This window comes from Paeniglutamicibacter sp. Y32M11, from assembly GCF_019285735.1.
Lineage (GTDB): Bacteria > Actinomycetota > Actinomycetes > Actinomycetales > Micrococcaceae > Paeniglutamicibacter.
On the sequence record NZ_CP079107.1, the window covers coordinates 744,379 to 760,702 of the forward strand.

Here is a 16,324-nt window from a genome sequence, read left to right on the forward strand (position 1 = left end):
TCCGCCGCAAACTCTATGGGTCCGAGTTACTGCGCGAACTCCGGGTCGGTGATGTCCTTGTTGTCGCAGCCATCCACTGCCGCTCCCATGCGGTGGATCATGCCACCTAGCACTGGATGTGGGGTAGCAAAGTTCAGCCGCACAAAGCCCTGGCCGCCGCTACCGCAATCACTGCCGTTAATCAGTGCGACCTGGGCCTCGGCCAGGAAGAACCTTGCGGCATCGGGATCGAGGTTTAGTTGTGAAACATCGAGCCATCCGAGATAAGTCCCTTGCGGGGGTTGGTAACCGACGTGGGGAAGATGTCGCTTGATGAGCTCGCCGAGCAACATCCGTGAGTGATCAAGATAGTCGACCACCCCGTCAAGCCACCCGGTGCCGGTACTGTAAGCGGCAGTGGTGGCAGCGAGCCCAACATTGGCTGCGCAACTTTCCGGAATCTGTCCCACCCTCGCCCACAAGTCGAGATCCGCAGAGTTGCTCAAAATGAGTTGCGCGCACTTGAGGCCCGAGAGATTAAACGCCTTGGTAGCGCCAACAGCCGTGACACTATGAGCTGCCGCTGCCGGCACTACTGTGGCATAGGGAAGGTGCGAAGCACCTTCGAAAACCAGCGGCGAATGGACCTCATCGACGAAAACTCGCGAACCCGTGGCCTCAACGAGGTCACAGATTCTGAGCAGCTCCGCACGCGAATAGACCTTGCCGATCGGATTGTGCGGATTGACCAGAATCAGTAGTGCCCCTCCGGAAAGTGCTTGCTCTAACGCCGTCCAATTGATCTCCCACCCGGAATCGGTCCGGAGCATCGTCACTTCTATGGATTCTCGGCCAAAGCGTGATGCCGCAGCGATGTAGGGCATGTAGGCAGGGGTGAGCAAAACCAGCGGGGCATTGCGACGGTTACGCGGTGAAAAGTGCATGATCGCCGCTTCGAGCGCTGCCTCGATGGAGTTCAGTGGCCTCACCTGCTGAGGGTCGATCGACCAAGAAAATCTGTTGTCCAACCAGGACGCGGTGGCCAATTGCATATCGTGGACCAACCACGTTGGTGCATAACCGGTCAGCCCATGGGCCAGGGTCTGTTGGGCGGCCTCGATCACGCCAGGAGCAGTTCCGAAATCCATTTCGGCCAGTCCCGCACCGAGCGCGTGAGGGTACTCGGACCACTTCCGAGATCCAGCGTGGCGCAATTGCTCAACGGTGAGCTGATCATAGGGGTGGACACTCATTTAGCCAGCTTAGACGCGATCGATGGGTAAAGACCCAGAGAATTTTGGTTTTCTTCGGCCCATGGGCGGCCAAGTTGTATAGGTTGGGAGGAGGTCGGGACGCGGGCCACCGATGCCACCTTCGAGGGATCATTTTCCGCAGAGAGATCCGGCCCCGAACGCCAACTAAGGTATGGGGGGAGAACGATGAGCGGACGCCGCGAGAGCGTTGAGGAACGACTGGACCGGAACTGGAACGAGCTCATGCAGGAGCTTCGAGTCATGCAGACGGGTGCGCAGATTCTGGCAGCTTTCCTAGTGGTCCTGCCCTTTCAGGCCGGATTCGTGAATCTTGAGCATGCCGAACGGATCTTCTACCTGGTGCTCTTGGTCTTCTCGGCGCTGCTGATCATCCTGCTGGTCACCCCGGTCGCCGTGCACCGCCACCTCTTCGGACATCGGGTGAAGGTCACCACCGTTCACATGGGACACGTTATCTCCAAGATCGTGATCATGGGCGTGGGGATGCTGGTGGCAGGGTGCGTCTGGTTTGTTATCCAGGTCCTCTATGGCTGGGCGATTGGTGCCATCATCGGCGGACTGACCATGCTGGCGGCCATTTTCCTGCTGTTTGTCTTACCCCGAATCATCAAACCGCGGTCCTCGATCCCCGCAGAACCGTCGCAGGTAGCTGGTGCGGGGGAAACAATCGACCCGCAAATGTGATGTTCGCGACCCATTGGATACGATGTTCAGAGTGTGACCTGCGTCCTCATGTGACGGGGCGCCGCATACCGCACACCATGCATCCAGAACTTTAGAAGGGCCGCGGCCAGCATGCTCAATGATGAGACCATCACCCAGATCGCCGATGAACTCGTGCAGGCGGGCCAAGACCGGGTGCCGGTCAAGCGCCTGACCGCCCGCTTCCCCGAGATGACCATCGAAGATTCCTACCGGGTCCAGAATCTCTGGCGTCAGCGGTCGGAGGCCAACGGCCGCATCCTCACCGGTCGCAAGATCGGACTGACGTCCCGTGCCATGCAGATGGCCACGGGAATCACGGAACCGGACTACGGCATCATCTTTGATGACATGGTGCTCGACTCCGGCGCCAGCGTCGAATGGGACAAATACACCCACCCGCGCGTTGAAATGGAGCTGGCCTTCAAGCTCAACAAGGACATTGAGGGTCCCAACGCCAACATCTTCGATGTTTTGAATGCCACCGAATATGTCATCCCGGCATTGGAAATCCTTGACTCGCGCATCGAGATGGAGGGCCGCACCATCGTGGACACCATTAGCGACAACGCCGCCATGGGAGCCATGGTCATCGGCGGCAACCCGATGAAGCCCTCCGACCTAGACCTGCGCTGGGTCTCGGGCATCCTGTTCAAAAACCAGGTGGTCGAGGAGACCGGTGTCGCCGCAGGGGTGCTGAACCACCCGGCCGCCGGAGTCTACTGGCTGGCCAATAAGATCGCCGCCCACGGCGATAAACTCAACGCCGGGGAAATCATCCTGGCAGGCTCCTTCACCCGCCCCATGTGGGTGGACAAGGGTGACACGGTCTTTGCCGACTACGGACGAATGGGGACAGTGACATGTCATTTCGCCTAGAGGCCGATCCGTCCCTGAAGGACGCGCTGAAGGACGCGGATCATTCGCTCGCAGGCATCTGGGTCTGCTCCGGATCCCCGCTCATCGCCGAGATCTGCGCCGGAGCCGGATTCGACTGGATTTTCATCGATGCCGAGCATTCGCCCAATGGACTCGAATCCATCCTGGCCCAGCTTCAGGCCGTCCGCGGCTACCCCGTCATCCCGGTGGTTCGCCCCCCGGTTAACGACACCGTGGTGATCAAGCAGTATCTGGATCTGGGGGTGCAGTCACTGATTGTGCCGATGGTTAACAACGCCGACGACGCTCGCGCGGCCGTCGCGGCCTGCCATTACCCGCCCATGGGGGTCCGCGGTGTGGGTTCGGCCCTGGCACGCTCGGCACGTTGGAACCGGATTCCGGATTACCTCACACACGCGAGTGAAACCGTGACGTTGATGGTGCAGATCGAATCCGCTCAGGCGGTGACCAATGTTGATGAGATCGTGGCCACCGAGGGAGTTGACGGCATCTTCATTGGCCCCTCCGACCTCGCCGCCTCGATGGGTGTGATCGGTCAGCAGGAACACCCAGAGGTCATCAACGCCGTGGAAACCGCCATCACGGCGGGCCGTAAGGCCGGCAAATACGTGGGGGTTAACGCCTTCACCGAGGCCTCGGCCAAGCGCTACATTGCCTGTGGTGCCCACTACGTCGGGGTCGGTGCAGACGTTGCGATGTTGGCCCGTGGCTCCGAGGCCCTGGCCGCGAAGTTCGGTGCCGGAAACCACAGCGCGGACGGAACTCCCGCCAGTTACTAAGCATCACCGACGAAGACATCGTGTTTTTGGTACGGCGGCCCCGCGGGAACTTACCTCCCGCGGGGCCGCCGTGCGTTTCGGGCCACAGCGCGGAGCCGATAGGGTCGATCTAATGGAACTCTCCCTCATCTTCGTCGTGCTCGGCATGGTCGTCATCGGTGCCATCGCTCAGCGAGTTGCGGGCCTCGGGTTCGCCATGCTCGTTTCCCCCTTCCTCGTGATCATGCTTGGCGCCCACGAGGGCGTCTTCCTGGTGAACATCTGTGGAGTGCTCTCCTCGGCGATCATCATGCCGCGGGTGTGGAAGGACATCGACTGGTCGATGTTCCGCTGGCTGTGCTCCTTTTCCATCATCGGCTCCGTCATCGGGGCGCTGCTGGCCGGAGCGCTACCCGCGGCACCGCTGTCGATCGTGGTGGGGGCGGTGGTCCTGGCGGCACTGCTACTTTCGCTGATCCTCGCACGCGCCAATGTCACGGTGAGCGGTCAGCTCCCCAAATCCAGTGCCGGTTTCCTCTCCGGGCTCACCAACGCGATGGCGGGTGTGGGTGGACCGGCGGTGAGCGCCTACGCGGTATTGGCCCGCTGGCCGCAACGGCCCTTCGCCGCAACCCTGCAGCCGTTTTTTGTGGTGACGGGTTTGATCTCCATCGGGATGAAATTCATCACCACCCCCGCCGCGCTGCCGGTCATGCCGCTCTGGGCCTGGATCGGTGTGGCGGTATTTATCTGGGTCGGGGTGTTCATTGGTGAGCGGGTCCAGCGCGTGGTTAGTGACAAGCACGCCCGCTTCTTTGTCCTGTGTATTGCCTTCCTCGGAGCGATCACCGCGCTCATCAGTGGACTGCGCGCGCTCTAAGGTGGCGGGGCGGTAAACCGCGTCAATCAGGGGATCACAGGCACTTCGATGGCACGATGGGACACGATGAGTGAGAAGAAAAAGCAGCCGCCCGCCGCAGCTGCGCTAAATGCTGCCCGCCAACGGTTGAGTACCGGATGGCCCATGCCGCTATTCCTGCAGGGAGCCTTCGAGTTCATGCAGGCGGCCCTATTCTCCGCGTTCCTCGTGGTCATTCCGTGGTTCGCCGTCTGGTTCAGCGGCGGCTTCGCCGACCGGGGCATCGAATCGGTCCTCAAAATGGGCGGCCAGATCTGGCTACTGATCCACGGCGTGCCCATCAACTTGCTGCAGGTCGGGGACGGCATTGACCCATCACACGGTTCGGCGGTGCTGAACTTCATCCCGCTGGGACTGACCCTGATCCCGTTTTTCCTCTGCTGGCGTGCCGGACGACGCATCGCCCGAGCCTCCTATACCGACCAATTATGGCAGGGCATCCTTGGCGCCCTGGGCGTCTACCTGCTCTGTGGGCTATTCACCGGTTTCCTGGTGAACAACGAGGAAGCCAACGTCTCGCTGCTGGCCGCAACATTGATTCCCCTGATCCCGGCCGGAGCCGGAGTCATCACCGGGGCCCGCCGCGAGGCCGGGTCCTGGGTACGGCTCATCGGCTTTGATGCGGCAGCCTGGATCGCCAAGACCTCCCAGCACTCGCGCTGGGCGGGGTCCTATGTCTGGGCCGCATTGTGCGGGGGCGCCCTGGCCTACCTACTCACCTTTGCGCTCGCCTCCGGATTGCTAGCGATCAACTTGGCCGTGCATTGGGTGGATGTCTCCAACGTTTACCAGCAGCTGCGCCCCGGTCCGATCGGTTCGGCCGTGCTGACCCTGGGCCAGCTCGGCGTGATGCCGAACCTGGCGCTGTGGACCCTGGCCTGGATCACCGGCGGTGGCTTCACCCTGGGAGTGGGCAGTACGCTCTCCACCCTGCAAACCACCGTGGGCCCGCTGCCCGCGGTTCCGGTGCTCGCGGCGCTGCCCGCCGGGGATTTGAGCTACGCCTGGGCCTTTATGCTGCTGCCGGTGTTTGCCGGGTTCATGGCCGGCTGGTATTTCCTGCGGGTGGGGGAGAACCACCTTGATGACTGGATCTCCAAGCGGATCGGCTACCGATGGCTGTCCCTGGGACTGTCCACGGTGGCCCTTGGCCTGTTTGTGGGCATCATCGCCGGGCTGCTTTCGGTGGTGGGATCCTGGCTGGCCGGCGGTTCGCTGGGCATCGGGCGCTTCACCGAGGTGGGTCCCGACGTGCTGCTCACCGCCGTGCTCCTGGCCGCGGAGGTCGCGCTGGGCACGGCCATCGGTTACCTGGTGTCCCCGTTACTTGAGCACGATCCGGTGCTTGACCGCTAGGAGCGCAGCTTCACGCCCGGATCGTGGTGCGGATGGTGTGCCGCGACGTGCCGGGTAAATTGCGCCAGCGCTCAAACGCTGAAGACCGAGCCGTTGAACCCCTCACCGCGCCGCGAGTACCGCTCGCGACGCAGCGATTCCACTACCGTGGTCGGGTCGCCGGCGGGGTCAGCAAGCTGACATCGATCCCGCATTACCCGCACACCTGGGTCAGGACGATGGCCCATTCCTTGGAGCCACCCGGTGGTTAGAGGGTCATGGTTTTGACCCACCGGTGCTCATACCCGCGGGCATGAGCTGCTCCTGATAGTGCTGCGTGCAGAGCGCCTGGCTACGCAGCGTCAGCGCATCGGTGGTGCAATCCTTGAAGGCCACGGTGGGTCCGTAAAACACCAGCTGCACCACCAGCGGCAGGGCCACCAGGACGCAGCCCAGCGTCGCGATGGGCGCGGCAATACGCAACATCCCGGAGGCGGGAGTCCGCAGGGCGATAATGCAGGTCACGATGCCACACACCAGACCCGCGGCGGCGAAGAGCAGACCGATGAGGTTAAAGGGTAGGGGCAGGTACCAACAGATTAATGTGCCAGCCATTGTCATGATCGTGGCGCGAGCCCAGGGCAGGAGCCGAGTCATTGCGGCGCGCGCGTCGGGGGAAGAATGTGGAGCCATGAGAACCACCCTAGACCTCAACGGTGCAACGTTTATGGCCACGGCGGTCACACATGGGTGCCGCTGCGTACGATAATGGTTTGTCACAGGTACTTTTTAACACCCGCGGTACCCCCGCGCCCCGATTGACGATGTGAAGGAACAACGGCTGATGCAGGCAAGAACCAAGGCCCGACGCGGTATTCGCGGCGCATTGCTCGGCGCGGCACTCACCGCAGCCCTGCTGCTTTCCTCCTGTAGCGCCGGCGCCGGCCCGCAGGCCACCGATCCCGACTCGCTCACCGTGGCGTTAACCGGGGAGCCGGTAAACCTGGACTTCACCACCACGGCCGGGGCGGCGATCCCGCAGGCGCTGATGTCTAACGTCTACCAGGGTCTGGTGGCGGTGGATCAGACCGGGGCCATCAACCCGCTGTTGGCCACCAGCTGGGAAACCAATCAAGCCAACACGTCCTATACCTTCACGCTGGTGGCGGGCGCCACCTTCTCCAACGGTGCGGCATTCGACGCGCAGGACGTGAAGTTCTCCATTGAACGGGTTAAATCCGAGGCGTGGCTGAACGGGCTCAAGTCCAAGATGGACGTGGTGAAGAACGTGGTGGTTAATTCCCCGACCTCCGTCACGGTGAACCTCTCGCGCCCCTCACAGGCCTGGCTATACTCCATGACCACGCTGGTCGGTGCCATGTTTGATGCCTCGGGTGTTGCCGATCTGGCCACTACGCCGGTGGGCACCGGACCCTACACGCTCACCTCGTGGGCTCGCGGGGATTCGATCGGCCTGACCGCACGCCCGGACTATTGGGGCACGGCCCCGAGCATCAAAAACGTGAAGCTGCGCTACTTCGCCGACGCCATCGCCACCACCAACGCCCTGAGCACCGGGGATGTTGATGTCATCTACAACATGCAGGCTCCGGAACTGCTCTCCACCTTTAGTTCCAACCCCGATTACCAGGTCCTCGAGGGCACCTCCAACGGGGAAATCATCCTGTCGATGAACAACAAGGTGGCACCCTTTGATGACAAGCGGGTCCGCCAAGCGGTGCTCTACGCCATCGACCGGCAGGCGGTGCGCGATACCGCGTGGAACGGACTCGGTACGCTGGTGGGCGCACCGGTGCCCCCGACCGACCCGTACTACGAGGATCTGAACTCGCTCTACCCCTTTGACCCGGCCAAGGCCAAGGCCCTGCTGAAGGACGCTGGCGCGGAAAATGTGAAGATCACCTTTACCGTGCCCACCCGCCCCTACGCCGGTGCGGTGGCGGAGATCGTGCAGTCGCAATTGCGTGATGTGGGGATCGACGCGAAGATCACCTCCGCCGAGTTCCCCGCCGTCTGGCTGGACACGGTCTTTAATAAGCACAACTATCAGATGTCGGTGGTGCTCGCCGTGGAGGCCCGCGACGTGCTCACCATGTTTAACAACCCCGACTACTACATCGGGTACGACAACTCGAAGATCTCCGAGGCGGCGGCCGCGGCCGATGCGGGGGATACCACCAGCTACATCGCCGGCATGAAAAACGTGGTGCGTACCATTGCCGATGATGCGCCGGTGGATACGCTCTTCATCTTCCCGAACATCTCGGTAGCCAAGGTGGGCATCACCGGTCTGGGAGCCAATTCGGTCACCGAGGCGCTGAACCTTTCCACCATCGCCTGGTCCTAGGGGTAGGTGGGGAAAAGATGTTGCTACGACTGGGCTCGAATCTGGCCCGCTTTGTGCTCTCCTTATGGGTTGCCACCATCGCGGTGTTCGCGATGATGCGGGTGCTGCCCGGGGATCCGGCGGTGATTGCCGCCGGGGAAAACGCCTCACCGCAGATCGTGGCCTCCCTCGCGCACCAATTTGGTACGGATCGCCCGCTGCTGGTGCAGTACTGGGATTGGTTCTCCGGGCTCTGGCGGGGGGACTTCGGCATCTCGTATGTGACCCGCACGGATATCTCACCGCTGGTGGCGGACAAGGTGCAGGTCTCGCTGATTCTTGTCGTCCTGGCCATGGCGCTGGCCCTGGCCATCGCCATCCCGGCCGGCATCATTGCCGCGGTGCGTCACAACAAACCCAGCGGCACGCTGATCTCGGCCCTGAGCCAGCTGGGCATCGCCATCCCCGGGTTCCTGCTGGGCATCGTCTTGGTTTCATTTTTTGCGCTGCGGCTGGGCTGGCTGCCGGCCAATGGCTGGGTGGCCCCGATGGAAGGTTTTTCGTCCTTCCTCTCGCGGCTGGTGCTGCCGGTGATGGCGCTGGCCGGTGTGCAGTCGGCCATCCTGGTGCGCTACGTACGATCCGCGGTGCTGGGCATCATGCACGAGGACTATCTGCGTACCGCCCGCGCCAAGGGACTCTCCCCGCTGCGCGCGCTGGCCAAACATGGATTGCGTAACGCGGCGATTCCGGTGCTGACGGTCACCTCCGTGCAGTTCTCGGCGCTGATCATTGGTGCGGTGGTCATCGAGCGCGTATTTGTCATTCCCGGGCTGGGCTCGATGCTGCTGGCCGCGGTGGGCAACCGCGACCTGCTCACCGTCCAATCGGTGGTGATGGTGCTGGTGGCCATCACGCTGATCGTTAATCTGTTGGTGGACATGCTCTATACCGTCCTTGACCCGCGCATTCGGGCGGCCTAAAGAATGAAAAAGATGTTCATGTCCCGCGCTAAAAATTCTGCCGGATCGCCGGTCTCCGGAGTTAACTCCACCCTGCTCATGGGATCGGTGCTGGTGGCGGTGGTGCTGCTGAGCGCACTGCTGTCCTGGGTTTTTACCCCCTATGATCCGGTACAGGCGAACCCCTCGGTGCGTCTGAGCACACCGAGCGCCACACACTGGTTGGGCACCGATCAGCTGGGCCGTGATCTGCTTTCGCGGATCCTGGTGGGCGCGCGCATCACGTTGCTGGTCGGGGTACTCTCGGTGTCCATCGCCGCGCTGATCGGCACGCCGCTCGGTATGTGGGCGGGGATGAAACGTGGCGCGGTGGAGGAAGTGACGATGCGCGCCTCCGACATTCTGTTGGCCTTCCCGGCCCTGCTGCTGGCGATCATGTTCGCGGCAATTTATGGTGCATCAACCGTCAGTGCGATGGTGGCCATCGGGCTGGCCTCGGTGCCGGGCTTCGCCCGGGTGGCACGGGCCGGCACACTCCAGGTGATGAACGCCGAATTTGTGCTTGCCGCTCGCGCCGCTGCCCAACCGCCGGTGCGAATTGCGCTGCGCCACGTGCTGCCCAACATCACCGGGATGCTGCTGGTGCAATGCTCGGTGACCTTCGCCCTGGCCGTCCTGGCGGAGGCGGCGCTGTCTTTCCTGGGACTGGGCACACCGCCGCCGGTTCCCTCTTGGGGCCGGATGTTGCAGGAATCCCAGCAATACTGGGGCACTTTCCCGCTGCTGACCATCGTGCCCGGGGTGAGCATTGCCGTGGCGGTACTGGGGTTTAACCTGCTGGGCGATGGCTTGCGCGACAAATTTGATCCGAAGTTGGGACGGGGTAAGGCATGAGTGAGCGCCAGCTCTTGGAGGTCTCGAACCTGTCCATTTCCGCCGGTGAACGAGCGCTGGTGTCAGATCTTTCCTTCTCGATGGCCGCCGGGGAACGCATCGGGCTGATCGGGGAATCCGGGTCCGGAAAATCGCTCACCGCCACGGCCCTGCTGGGCTTGTTGCCCGAAGAACTGAGCGTCTCCGGTACCGGAAGGCTGCACGGCTTTGAGCACAATCTGTTCACCGCCCCGGAGCGGGCCATGGCACCGCTGCGCGGGGATGAAATCTCGATGGTGTTCCAGGAGCCGCTGAGCGCGCTGAACCCCTTGATGAAAATCGGTGCGCAGGTGGCCGAGGTGCTGCTCATCCATCGCACCCTGGGTACCCGCGCCGCAGCGCGTGCCCGGGCCATCGAATTGTTGGCATCGGTGCAGATCCCCGATCCCGCTCAGGCCGCCAACGCCTACCCCCACCAGCTCTCCGGCGGGCAGCGGCAACGGGTCATGATCGCCATGGCCCTGGCGAACGACCCACAATTGCTCCTGTGTGACGAGCCGACCACCGCACTGGATGTCACGGTGCAGTCCCAGGTACTGGAGCTGATTTCCGCCCAGGTCTCCGCGCGCGGCACCGGCCTGCTCTTTATCACTCACGATCTGGCGGTGGTCGCGCGGATGTGTACCCGGGTCCTAGTGCTGAATCAGGGGCGGATCGTGGAACAGGGCGAGATCGATACCGTCTTTTCCGCCCCGACTCACCCCTATACCCGGGCACTGCTCGCGGCCAGTGACATGTCGGCCACCGATGAGCGCGGACGCCTGTTCACCGTGGCGACGGCGGGGAACTATCAACCGCCGGCGCTCCGTGCGGCCGCGCCGGATTCACCAACCTCGGCTCCGGTGCCCGCCGCCTCTGTTAGGTCTTCCGCCACGACAGCTGACCGTGCGATCGCCCCGCTGATCACCGCCAGCAACCTGAGCCGCAGCTATCACCGCGCGCGCACCTCACTCTTTGGCCCGCGTCCGGTGGTTCATGCGCTGGCCAATATCGATTTCACCGTGGCGCCGGGGGAACGCGTGGGCATCGTGGGGGAATCTGGCTCCGGCAAATCCACGTTGCTCCGCATTTTGGCCGGGCTCGACACCCCCACCGGCGGCGACGCCATCGTGGCCGGCACCTCCATAGCAGGTGCGCGCGAAGCGGATCTGAGCGCGCTGCGCAGCGAGCTGCAGATCATCTTCCAGGACCCCTTGGGTTCTCTTGACCCGCGGATGCGAGTGGCAGACATCGTCGCCGAACCGCTGCTGGTCCCGGGCCAGAGGCTGGACGCGGCCGCCCGGCGGGCCACGGTGCTCAAGCTGCTCAACGCGGTGGGACTCGAACCAGATTCAGCGAACCGCTATCCGCATCAGTTCTCCGGCGGGCAGCGCCAACGCATCTCCATCGCCCGCGCCCTGGTAAATCGCCCGCGGATCCTGGTGGCAGATGAGCCGGTCTCCGCGTTGGATGTTTCGGTGCGAGCCCAGGTGTTGAACTTGATCGCTGATCTGGTGGACGAATACGCACTGACGCTACTTTTGGTCTCCCACGACCTTTCGGTCATCCGCCACCTGTGCCAGCGAGTCATCGTCATGAAGGATGGTCGCATCGTGGAGGCCGGGGACACCGAGCAGATTTACAACAACCCGGCGCACCCCTATACCGCGCGATTGATCGCCAGCTCGCTTGACCTGTCCGAGGAACTGGCCCGCGCCCACTAAACTTGAAGCCATGCGCATCGTAGTTCTTGTCTCCGGCACCGGGTCCAACCTCCAGTCAGTTATCGACGCCGTCGCCGACGGCTCACTACAAAATGTTGAGATCGCGGCCGTCGGTGCGGATAAGGCGGGGACCTTTGGGGTGCAACGCTCCGCCGCGGCCGGGATCGAAACCTTTGTAGTGAACTTCAAGGACTTCGCCGAGCGTGCCGACTGGAACCACGCACTGACCCAAAAGTGCCTCTCCTACTCGCCGGATTATGTGGTGTCTTCCGGCTTCATGCGCATCGTGGGTGAGGAATTCATCAACGCCTTCGATGGCACCTACATCAACACGCACCCCGCACTGCTGCCTTCATTCCCGGGCGCCCACGGGGTCCGCGACGCGCTGGCCTACGGTGTAAAGGTCACCGGCTGCACCGTGCACATCGCCGATGCCGGTGTGGACACCGGTCCGATCCTGCGCCAGGAAGCGGTGGTCATCACCCCCGATGACACCGAAGATTCGTTGCACGAGCGCATCAAGATCGTTGAGCGCCGCCTACTCATCGCCACCCTGGCAGATCTGGCCGCTCGGTAACATGTGTGGGGGACCGACACTCAGCTCATGGAGCTCGTGTCAGTGGCGGCAATTCGGAGTGCGAGGTTGTCTAAACCCTTGCCAATCATTTGTCCGTAGCCGTCGGCGTTAAGAGCCTGAACGCAGGATTGACCGAGGGCCAACTGCTCGCGAGCCAGTTCGATTCTGCCTTGGCGATGGTAACCATCGGCGAGGTTCAGGTGCAGTGATGGCCGTAATCCGTCGGTGGATGTGATGCCAAGCGGTGCGAGATCCTCATCGGTCAGAAAACCGTGTTCCACAAGTGCCAGCTCGTCCCAGAGCACTTCGTTCTCCACCTCGGTTTCCGTGTCCGCTAGGTAATGAGCCACAATGCAGCGCTGGGCATGATCCGTGGGATTGGTGGAATTCCAGCAGCCGAGCAATAGCTCGTGGCCGCGATTCGGGTCACCGCCCTGGGCTATAAAGATGGCATCGGTAATGGTTGCCCAGGCGATCATGTTCGCTCCCGTGTTGTGCTTATCGTGGTGAACCACATACTACCGAGCGACCTGAGTCCGGGTATTGGACGATTCGGACATTTGGGGCGATGGCAAAAGCTTGGGTGGGACGTTTCCCAACCAATTGACGGACCATCTCGGTGGAGATGGGCCTGGTCGAAATGGTCAGCGTTCACGGCCAGATCACTCCACGCGGAGCTGGATCCGAGAAGTCGATCCGCAATACCCTCCAGGAAGTTCACCCAAGCGCACAAGTGCCCTCGGACGACTCTGTTCCCGAAACAAGGAAGCCAGTCCATTCAGGGGAACGTGTCTTTGACTCGTTGGCGTGGTTCTTTGTCCGTCCTGCACGACGGCCGCCATACGTTGTGTCAAGGGGTCAGTGCGGCACTGTGGATAAACCAAAAGTGAATCTGACCTGCCATAAGAAGTTATCCACCACCACCCAGCACCCCACAAAACGGGGGATCCCCGGCGTAGAATGGAGGTATGTTCGAAGAATATCCCAGCGGAGATTCACTACACGAACCTCCCAACGAAGAAATAGTCCTCACCCCTACTATGACCCCCACTCTCAAGGTCGAGCCCGCTGGTGAGATCCACGGAGTGGTTCTCCCGGTCCCGGTTCCGGGCCGCAGCCACACCGAAGACCTCTGCTTCTTGGACTACATGCGCCGCTCCCTGGCCCTGCTTGAGCTCAGCGGCAACGCCAAGGAGCATCACGAGATCTTGGGAAAACTCGAAGAGATCAAGGGCGCCGCCGCTGGAGCGCAAGTCATCTCCGCGACCCTCTTCGAAGCGGACGTGATCACCCAACGCACCGACGCCGGAATACGAGAAAATAACCCTTCTTACGGTGTTGGTTCCCAAATCGCGTTGGCCCGCCGAGAATCCCCAGACCAGGGACGTTCCTTCCTGGCCTGCTCGCGCCGCTTGGTCGCGCATCTGCAATTCACCCTCGCAGCTCTTCTGGAGGGGCAGATTAGCTGGTTTCAAGCGCAGATCATCGTGAAAAACACCGAGCACCTCTGCGCTGAGCACTGCGAAGCCGTGGACCAGGACCTCCTACGCGACCCGCAGGCCTTAGATGGAATCTGTTCTCGGGCCTTAGAAGATGAGGTCCGGCGGCTCTCGTTCCTCTATGACAGCTCCGATGCCCTGAGCCGCATGGAACAAGCTAACACCCACCGCTATTGCTCGGTATATCCTGCCCGTGATGGCATGATGCAACTCTCGGGCATGTTCTCGGTCCAAGATGGTCTGGCGATCCGCCAGACACTGATGCAGGATGCGGCGAGTTTGAAGGTCGGTGGGGATCCTCGGTCCCTAAATCAGATCATGGCTGATCTGGCGGTCGATCGCCTCACCGGCAGAGACCCGGCCAAGGGCCAGCCGGTGATGGTGAATCTGGTGATGACCGATCGCACGCTCTGCCAGGGCAGTGGCGAACCTGCCTACCTTCAGGGGTATGGAACGGTGCCAGCGACCTGGGCACGAGCCGTGATTAAGGGTTCGGAGGCTCCGGATCATGCGTGGTATCGGGCTCAGGTATCCCTACGGCGGCTCTATACCCATCCGCAGAGCGGGGAGTTGCTGGCGATGGATTCTAGTTCCCGCTCGTTCCCTAAGAACCTCAAAGAGTTCATCCGGATTCGCGACCAATACTGTCGCACTCCCTATTGCAATGCACCGATCAAACACTTTGATCACGTGGTGCAACATGCGCGAGGGGGAGCGACCAGCGCGATTAATGGTTCAGGGCGCTGTGCGGCATGTAATCAGGCCAAGGAGCAGGAAGGGTGGGAGGAGAAGGTGATTGAGACCGGTGGTCGTCATACCATCGAAATCACCACTCCTACCGGAGCGGTTTACACCTCGATTGCACCGGCACTGCCCGGAACGCCTGCCGCATAATTGCGGGTACGAGTCCTGTCGGGGCACTGTTCTGCCCATTAACAGAAACGGTCCATGACGCTCAGAACCGCACTTAGGTGCGTGTTCTGAGTGCCATGGACCGCGCCACGACAAAACACCAAGATTATTGCAGGGCTCGGCCCTTGGTCTCAGGAGCGAACAAAGCCATCAGGATGACTGCGGCGACCACGAGGGCTCCCGCAGCGAGGAATAAATTGCCGAGGCCAAAGACTGGCCACAACGCGGCAAAAAGTAGAGGGCCAAAGCCCGCGCCCAATCTGCTGAATGAAGAGGCCCAGCCGAAGCCCGAACTGCGTAATTCCGTGGGGTAAAGCTCGGAAATATAGGCATACAGCACCGGGATGGCAACCTGAATGACAACGCCAAACACCAACATCCAGACCAGTGCGATGGTTGGGGCGTTGATGCTCACCGCCACCAGTACCAAAATGAAGGCAGATAGAGGGCCAGTGATGCCCAGCAACCATTTGCGGCCAACCTTCTCGACCAACAGTGCTGCAATGGCAACACCGATCAAGCCCATCAGCGCCATCACCGAAGTCATGAAGAGGGCCGTGGATTGTGCCATGCCCGCATCGGAAAGGATAGAAGGCATCCATGTCAATGCCAGGTAGTAAACCAAGAGAATGGTCAGGAACAATGACCAAGAAACTAACGTGATCTTGGGGCTGAACCGCCAGACTTTCACAAGCTGATCGAGCCAAGACCCGGCAGAGAGACGAGGAGCCGATTCCGGATCCGGCAGAGTATAGGGTTTGGCCTCGGCACCTGTTCGGCTGACCAAATCATCAATGACCTTGGCGGCCTTGTCACGTTGGCCGGCGCGGACCAGATACAGCGGTGACTCCGGAACACTTCTGCGGATCCAAAACACCAGTAGGGCAGGAAGCACCATGACGGCAAGAATGAGTCGCCAATTACCCGTAGTTGCTTGAACCCAACCGGAAATGAAGAACGAGAGCGCAGCGCCAATTGGCCACCACCCATCCATGGCGGTGAGCACTCGTCCCCGCTGTTTGGCTGGGGTGAACTCACCCACGAGAGCGTAATCAACCGGGATGCAGCCACCCAGACCCACTCCGGCAATAAAGCGGAAGGCAACGAACCAGGCGAAGCTGGGAGCCAAGGCACCCGCAACGGTGAAGATGGAGAAGATCAGTAACGTCCAAGTGAATGCCTTTTTGCGCCCGATTTTATCCGCAATGGTTCCCCAGAGGAACGCGCCAAGCGCCATGCCCAGCAGGTTACCCGTGCCCAAGAGGGCCGCGGTGGTGCGGTCTAGGCCCCACTCCGCGGCGACCAAAGGAATGAGCGCTCCATTGAGCGTGACATCCCAGGCGTCAAACATGAATCCCAGTCCACCAATGACAAATATCTTCCCCTGGACACCCCACTTCCACGGGAGATTCTGGACGATTGACTCGCCAGTGGGGAGCTTGAGGTAGTTGTTCATGAGAGGCCTTTTGACAGGTGTGGTTTGGCACGGGACGTGTTGAGCCATGAAGGCTGGGTAATATGTGC

15 protein-coding genes are annotated in these 16,324 nt (G+C 61.6%); 11 read left to right on the forward strand and 4 right to left on the reverse strand.

Annotated features, from left to right (window positions below):
- Positions 1-26 precede the first annotated feature (26 nt).
- Positions 27-1,232: a MalY/PatB family protein gene (locus tag KUF55_RS03340; protein ID WP_218817991.1), complete on the reverse strand. Its 1,206-nt coding sequence runs from the start codon at positions 1,230-1,232 to the stop codon at positions 27-29.
- A 186-nt stretch (positions 1,233-1,418) separates the two neighbouring features.
- Here KUF55_RS03340 and KUF55_RS03345 point away from each other — a divergent pair, with 186 nt between their 5' ends.
- From KUF55_RS03345 to KUF55_RS03365, 5 genes are all read left to right on the forward strand, one after another.
- Positions 1,419-1,937, forward strand: a complete 519-nt coding sequence (locus KUF55_RS03345; protein ID WP_218817992.1) for a DUF6328 family protein — start codon at positions 1,419-1,421, stop codon at positions 1,935-1,937.
- Positions 1,938-2,048: 111 nt separating this feature from the next.
- A complete protein-coding gene (gene hpaH, locus KUF55_RS03350) occupies positions 2,049-2,834 on the forward strand; it encodes a 2-oxo-hept-4-ene-1,7-dioate hydratase (RefSeq protein WP_132362161.1) in 786 nt (261 codons plus the stop codon).
- Positions 2,819-3,634, forward strand: a complete 816-nt coding sequence (locus KUF55_RS03355) for an HpcH/HpaI aldolase/citrate lyase family protein (protein WP_218817993.1) — start codon at positions 2,819-2,821, stop codon at positions 3,632-3,634. The genes hpaH and KUF55_RS03355 overlap by 16 nt, the downstream gene beginning before the upstream one ends.
- Positions 3,635-3,746: 112 nt before the next feature.
- Positions 3,747-4,493 (forward strand): sulfite exporter TauE/SafE family protein, encoded by a 747-nt coding sequence (locus tag KUF55_RS03360; protein WP_218817994.1) that lies wholly within the window; start codon positions 3,747-3,749, stop codon positions 4,491-4,493.
- Between the two features lie 66 nt (positions 4,494-4,559).
- Entirely contained in the window at positions 4,560-5,888 is a 1,329-nt protein-coding gene (locus KUF55_RS03365) for a DUF6350 family protein (RefSeq protein ID WP_132362157.1), read from the forward strand.
- A 255-nt stretch (positions 5,889-6,143) separates the two neighbouring features.
- Here the strand turns inward: KUF55_RS03365 and KUF55_RS03370 are convergent, their stop codons facing one another.
- Positions 6,144-6,560 carry a hypothetical protein gene (locus tag KUF55_RS03370; RefSeq protein WP_132362153.1) on the reverse strand — a complete coding sequence of 139 codons (417 nt, stop codon included), beginning with the start codon at positions 6,558-6,560 and terminating at the stop codon, positions 6,144-6,146.
- Positions 6,561-6,711: 151 nt separating this feature from the next.
- Between KUF55_RS03370 and KUF55_RS03375 the strand changes: the two genes are divergently transcribed.
- Genes KUF55_RS03375 through purN form a run of 5 tightly spaced genes read left to right on the forward strand, consistent with a single transcriptional unit; the run spans position 6,712 to position 12,389 of the window.
- Positions 6,712-8,235, forward strand: a complete 1,524-nt coding sequence (locus tag KUF55_RS03375; RefSeq protein WP_218817995.1) for an ABC transporter substrate-binding protein — start codon at positions 6,712-6,714, stop codon at positions 8,233-8,235.
- A 17-nt stretch (positions 8,236-8,252) separates the two neighbouring features.
- The gene (locus KUF55_RS03380; RefSeq protein WP_218817996.1) at positions 8,253-9,197 is read left to right on the forward strand and encodes an ABC transporter permease; all 945 of its coding nucleotides are present in this window, start codon (positions 8,253-8,255) and stop codon (positions 9,195-9,197) included.
- A gap of 18 nt (positions 9,198-9,215) precedes the next feature.
- On the forward strand, positions 9,216-10,070 hold the full coding sequence (locus KUF55_RS03385; protein WP_132362147.1) for an ABC transporter permease: 855 nt from the start codon (positions 9,216-9,218) through the stop codon (positions 10,068-10,070).
- Entirely contained in the window at positions 10,067-11,812 is a 1,746-nt protein-coding gene (locus tag KUF55_RS03390) for an ABC transporter ATP-binding protein (protein ID WP_218817997.1), read from the forward strand. The genes KUF55_RS03385 and KUF55_RS03390 overlap by 4 nt, the downstream gene beginning before the upstream one ends.
- Before the next feature lie 10 nt (positions 11,813-11,822).
- The gene (gene purN, locus KUF55_RS03395) at positions 11,823-12,389 is read left to right on the forward strand and encodes a phosphoribosylglycinamide formyltransferase (protein WP_218817998.1); all 567 of its coding nucleotides are present in this window, start codon (positions 11,823-11,825) and stop codon (positions 12,387-12,389) included.
- 20 nt (positions 12,390-12,409) lie between these two features.
- On the opposite strand, the gene KUF55_RS03400 is transcribed toward purN, so the two are convergent.
- Positions 12,410-12,868, reverse strand: a complete 459-nt coding sequence (locus KUF55_RS03400) for a hypothetical protein (RefSeq protein ID WP_218817999.1) — start codon at positions 12,866-12,868, stop codon at positions 12,410-12,412.
- A 489-nt stretch (positions 12,869-13,357) separates the two neighbouring features.
- Between KUF55_RS03400 and KUF55_RS03405 the strand changes: the two genes are divergently transcribed.
- The gene (locus tag KUF55_RS03405) at positions 13,358-14,782 is read left to right on the forward strand and encodes a DUF222 domain-containing protein (protein ID WP_218817758.1); all 1,425 of its coding nucleotides are present in this window, start codon (positions 13,358-13,360) and stop codon (positions 14,780-14,782) included.
- Between the two features lie 124 nt (positions 14,783-14,906).
- Here KUF55_RS03405 and KUF55_RS03410 read toward each other — a convergent pair whose 3' ends face one another.
- The gene (locus tag KUF55_RS03410) at positions 14,907-16,256 is read right to left on the reverse strand and encodes an MFS transporter (protein ID WP_132362137.1); all 1,350 of its coding nucleotides are present in this window, start codon (positions 16,254-16,256) and stop codon (positions 14,907-14,909) included.
- Positions 16,257-16,324 lie beyond the last annotated feature (68 nt).

What these genes read in the sequence shown, in the direction of transcription:
- KUF55_RS03340 (WP_218817991.1), bottom strand. Translation starts at nt 1,232, where the DNA reads ATGAGTGTCCACCCCTATGATCAGCTCACCGTTGAGCAATTGCGCCAC.
- KUF55_RS03345 (WP_218817992.1), top strand. Translation starts at nt 1,419, where the DNA reads ATGAGCGGACGCCGCGAGAGCGTTGAGGAACGACTGGACCGGAACTGG.
- hpaH (WP_132362161.1), top strand. Translation starts at nt 2,049, where the DNA reads ATGCTCAATGATGAGACCATCACCCAGATCGCCGATGAACTCGTGCAG.
- KUF55_RS03355 (WP_218817993.1), top strand. Translation starts at nt 2,819, where the DNA reads ATGTCATTTCGCCTAGAGGCCGATCCGTCCCTGAAGGACGCGCTGAAG.
- KUF55_RS03360 (WP_218817994.1), top strand. Translation starts at nt 3,747, where the DNA reads ATGGAACTCTCCCTCATCTTCGTCGTGCTCGGCATGGTCGTCATCGGT.
- KUF55_RS03365 (WP_132362157.1), top strand. Translation starts at nt 4,560, where the DNA reads ATGAGTGAGAAGAAAAAGCAGCCGCCCGCCGCAGCTGCGCTAAATGCT.
- KUF55_RS03370 (WP_132362153.1), bottom strand. Translation starts at nt 6,560, where the DNA reads ATGGCTCCACATTCTTCCCCCGACGCGCGCGCCGCAATGACTCGGCTC.
- KUF55_RS03375 (WP_218817995.1), top strand. Translation starts at nt 6,712, where the DNA reads ATGCAGGCAAGAACCAAGGCCCGACGCGGTATTCGCGGCGCATTGCTC.
- KUF55_RS03380 (WP_218817996.1), top strand. Translation starts at nt 8,253, where the DNA reads ATGTTGCTACGACTGGGCTCGAATCTGGCCCGCTTTGTGCTCTCCTTA.
- KUF55_RS03385 (WP_132362147.1), top strand. Translation starts at nt 9,216, where the DNA reads ATGTCCCGCGCTAAAAATTCTGCCGGATCGCCGGTCTCCGGAGTTAAC.
- KUF55_RS03390 (WP_218817997.1), top strand. Translation starts at nt 10,067, where the DNA reads ATGAGTGAGCGCCAGCTCTTGGAGGTCTCGAACCTGTCCATTTCCGCC.
- purN (WP_218817998.1), top strand. Translation starts at nt 11,823, where the DNA reads ATGCGCATCGTAGTTCTTGTCTCCGGCACCGGGTCCAACCTCCAGTCA.
- KUF55_RS03400 (WP_218817999.1), bottom strand. Translation starts at nt 12,868, where the DNA reads ATGATCGCCTGGGCAACCATTACCGATGCCATCTTTATAGCCCAGGGC.
- KUF55_RS03405 (WP_218817758.1), top strand. Translation starts at nt 13,358, where the DNA reads ATGTTCGAAGAATATCCCAGCGGAGATTCACTACACGAACCTCCCAAC.
- KUF55_RS03410 (WP_132362137.1), bottom strand. Translation starts at nt 16,256, where the DNA reads ATGAACAACTACCTCAAGCTCCCCACTGGCGAGTCAATCGTCCAGAAT.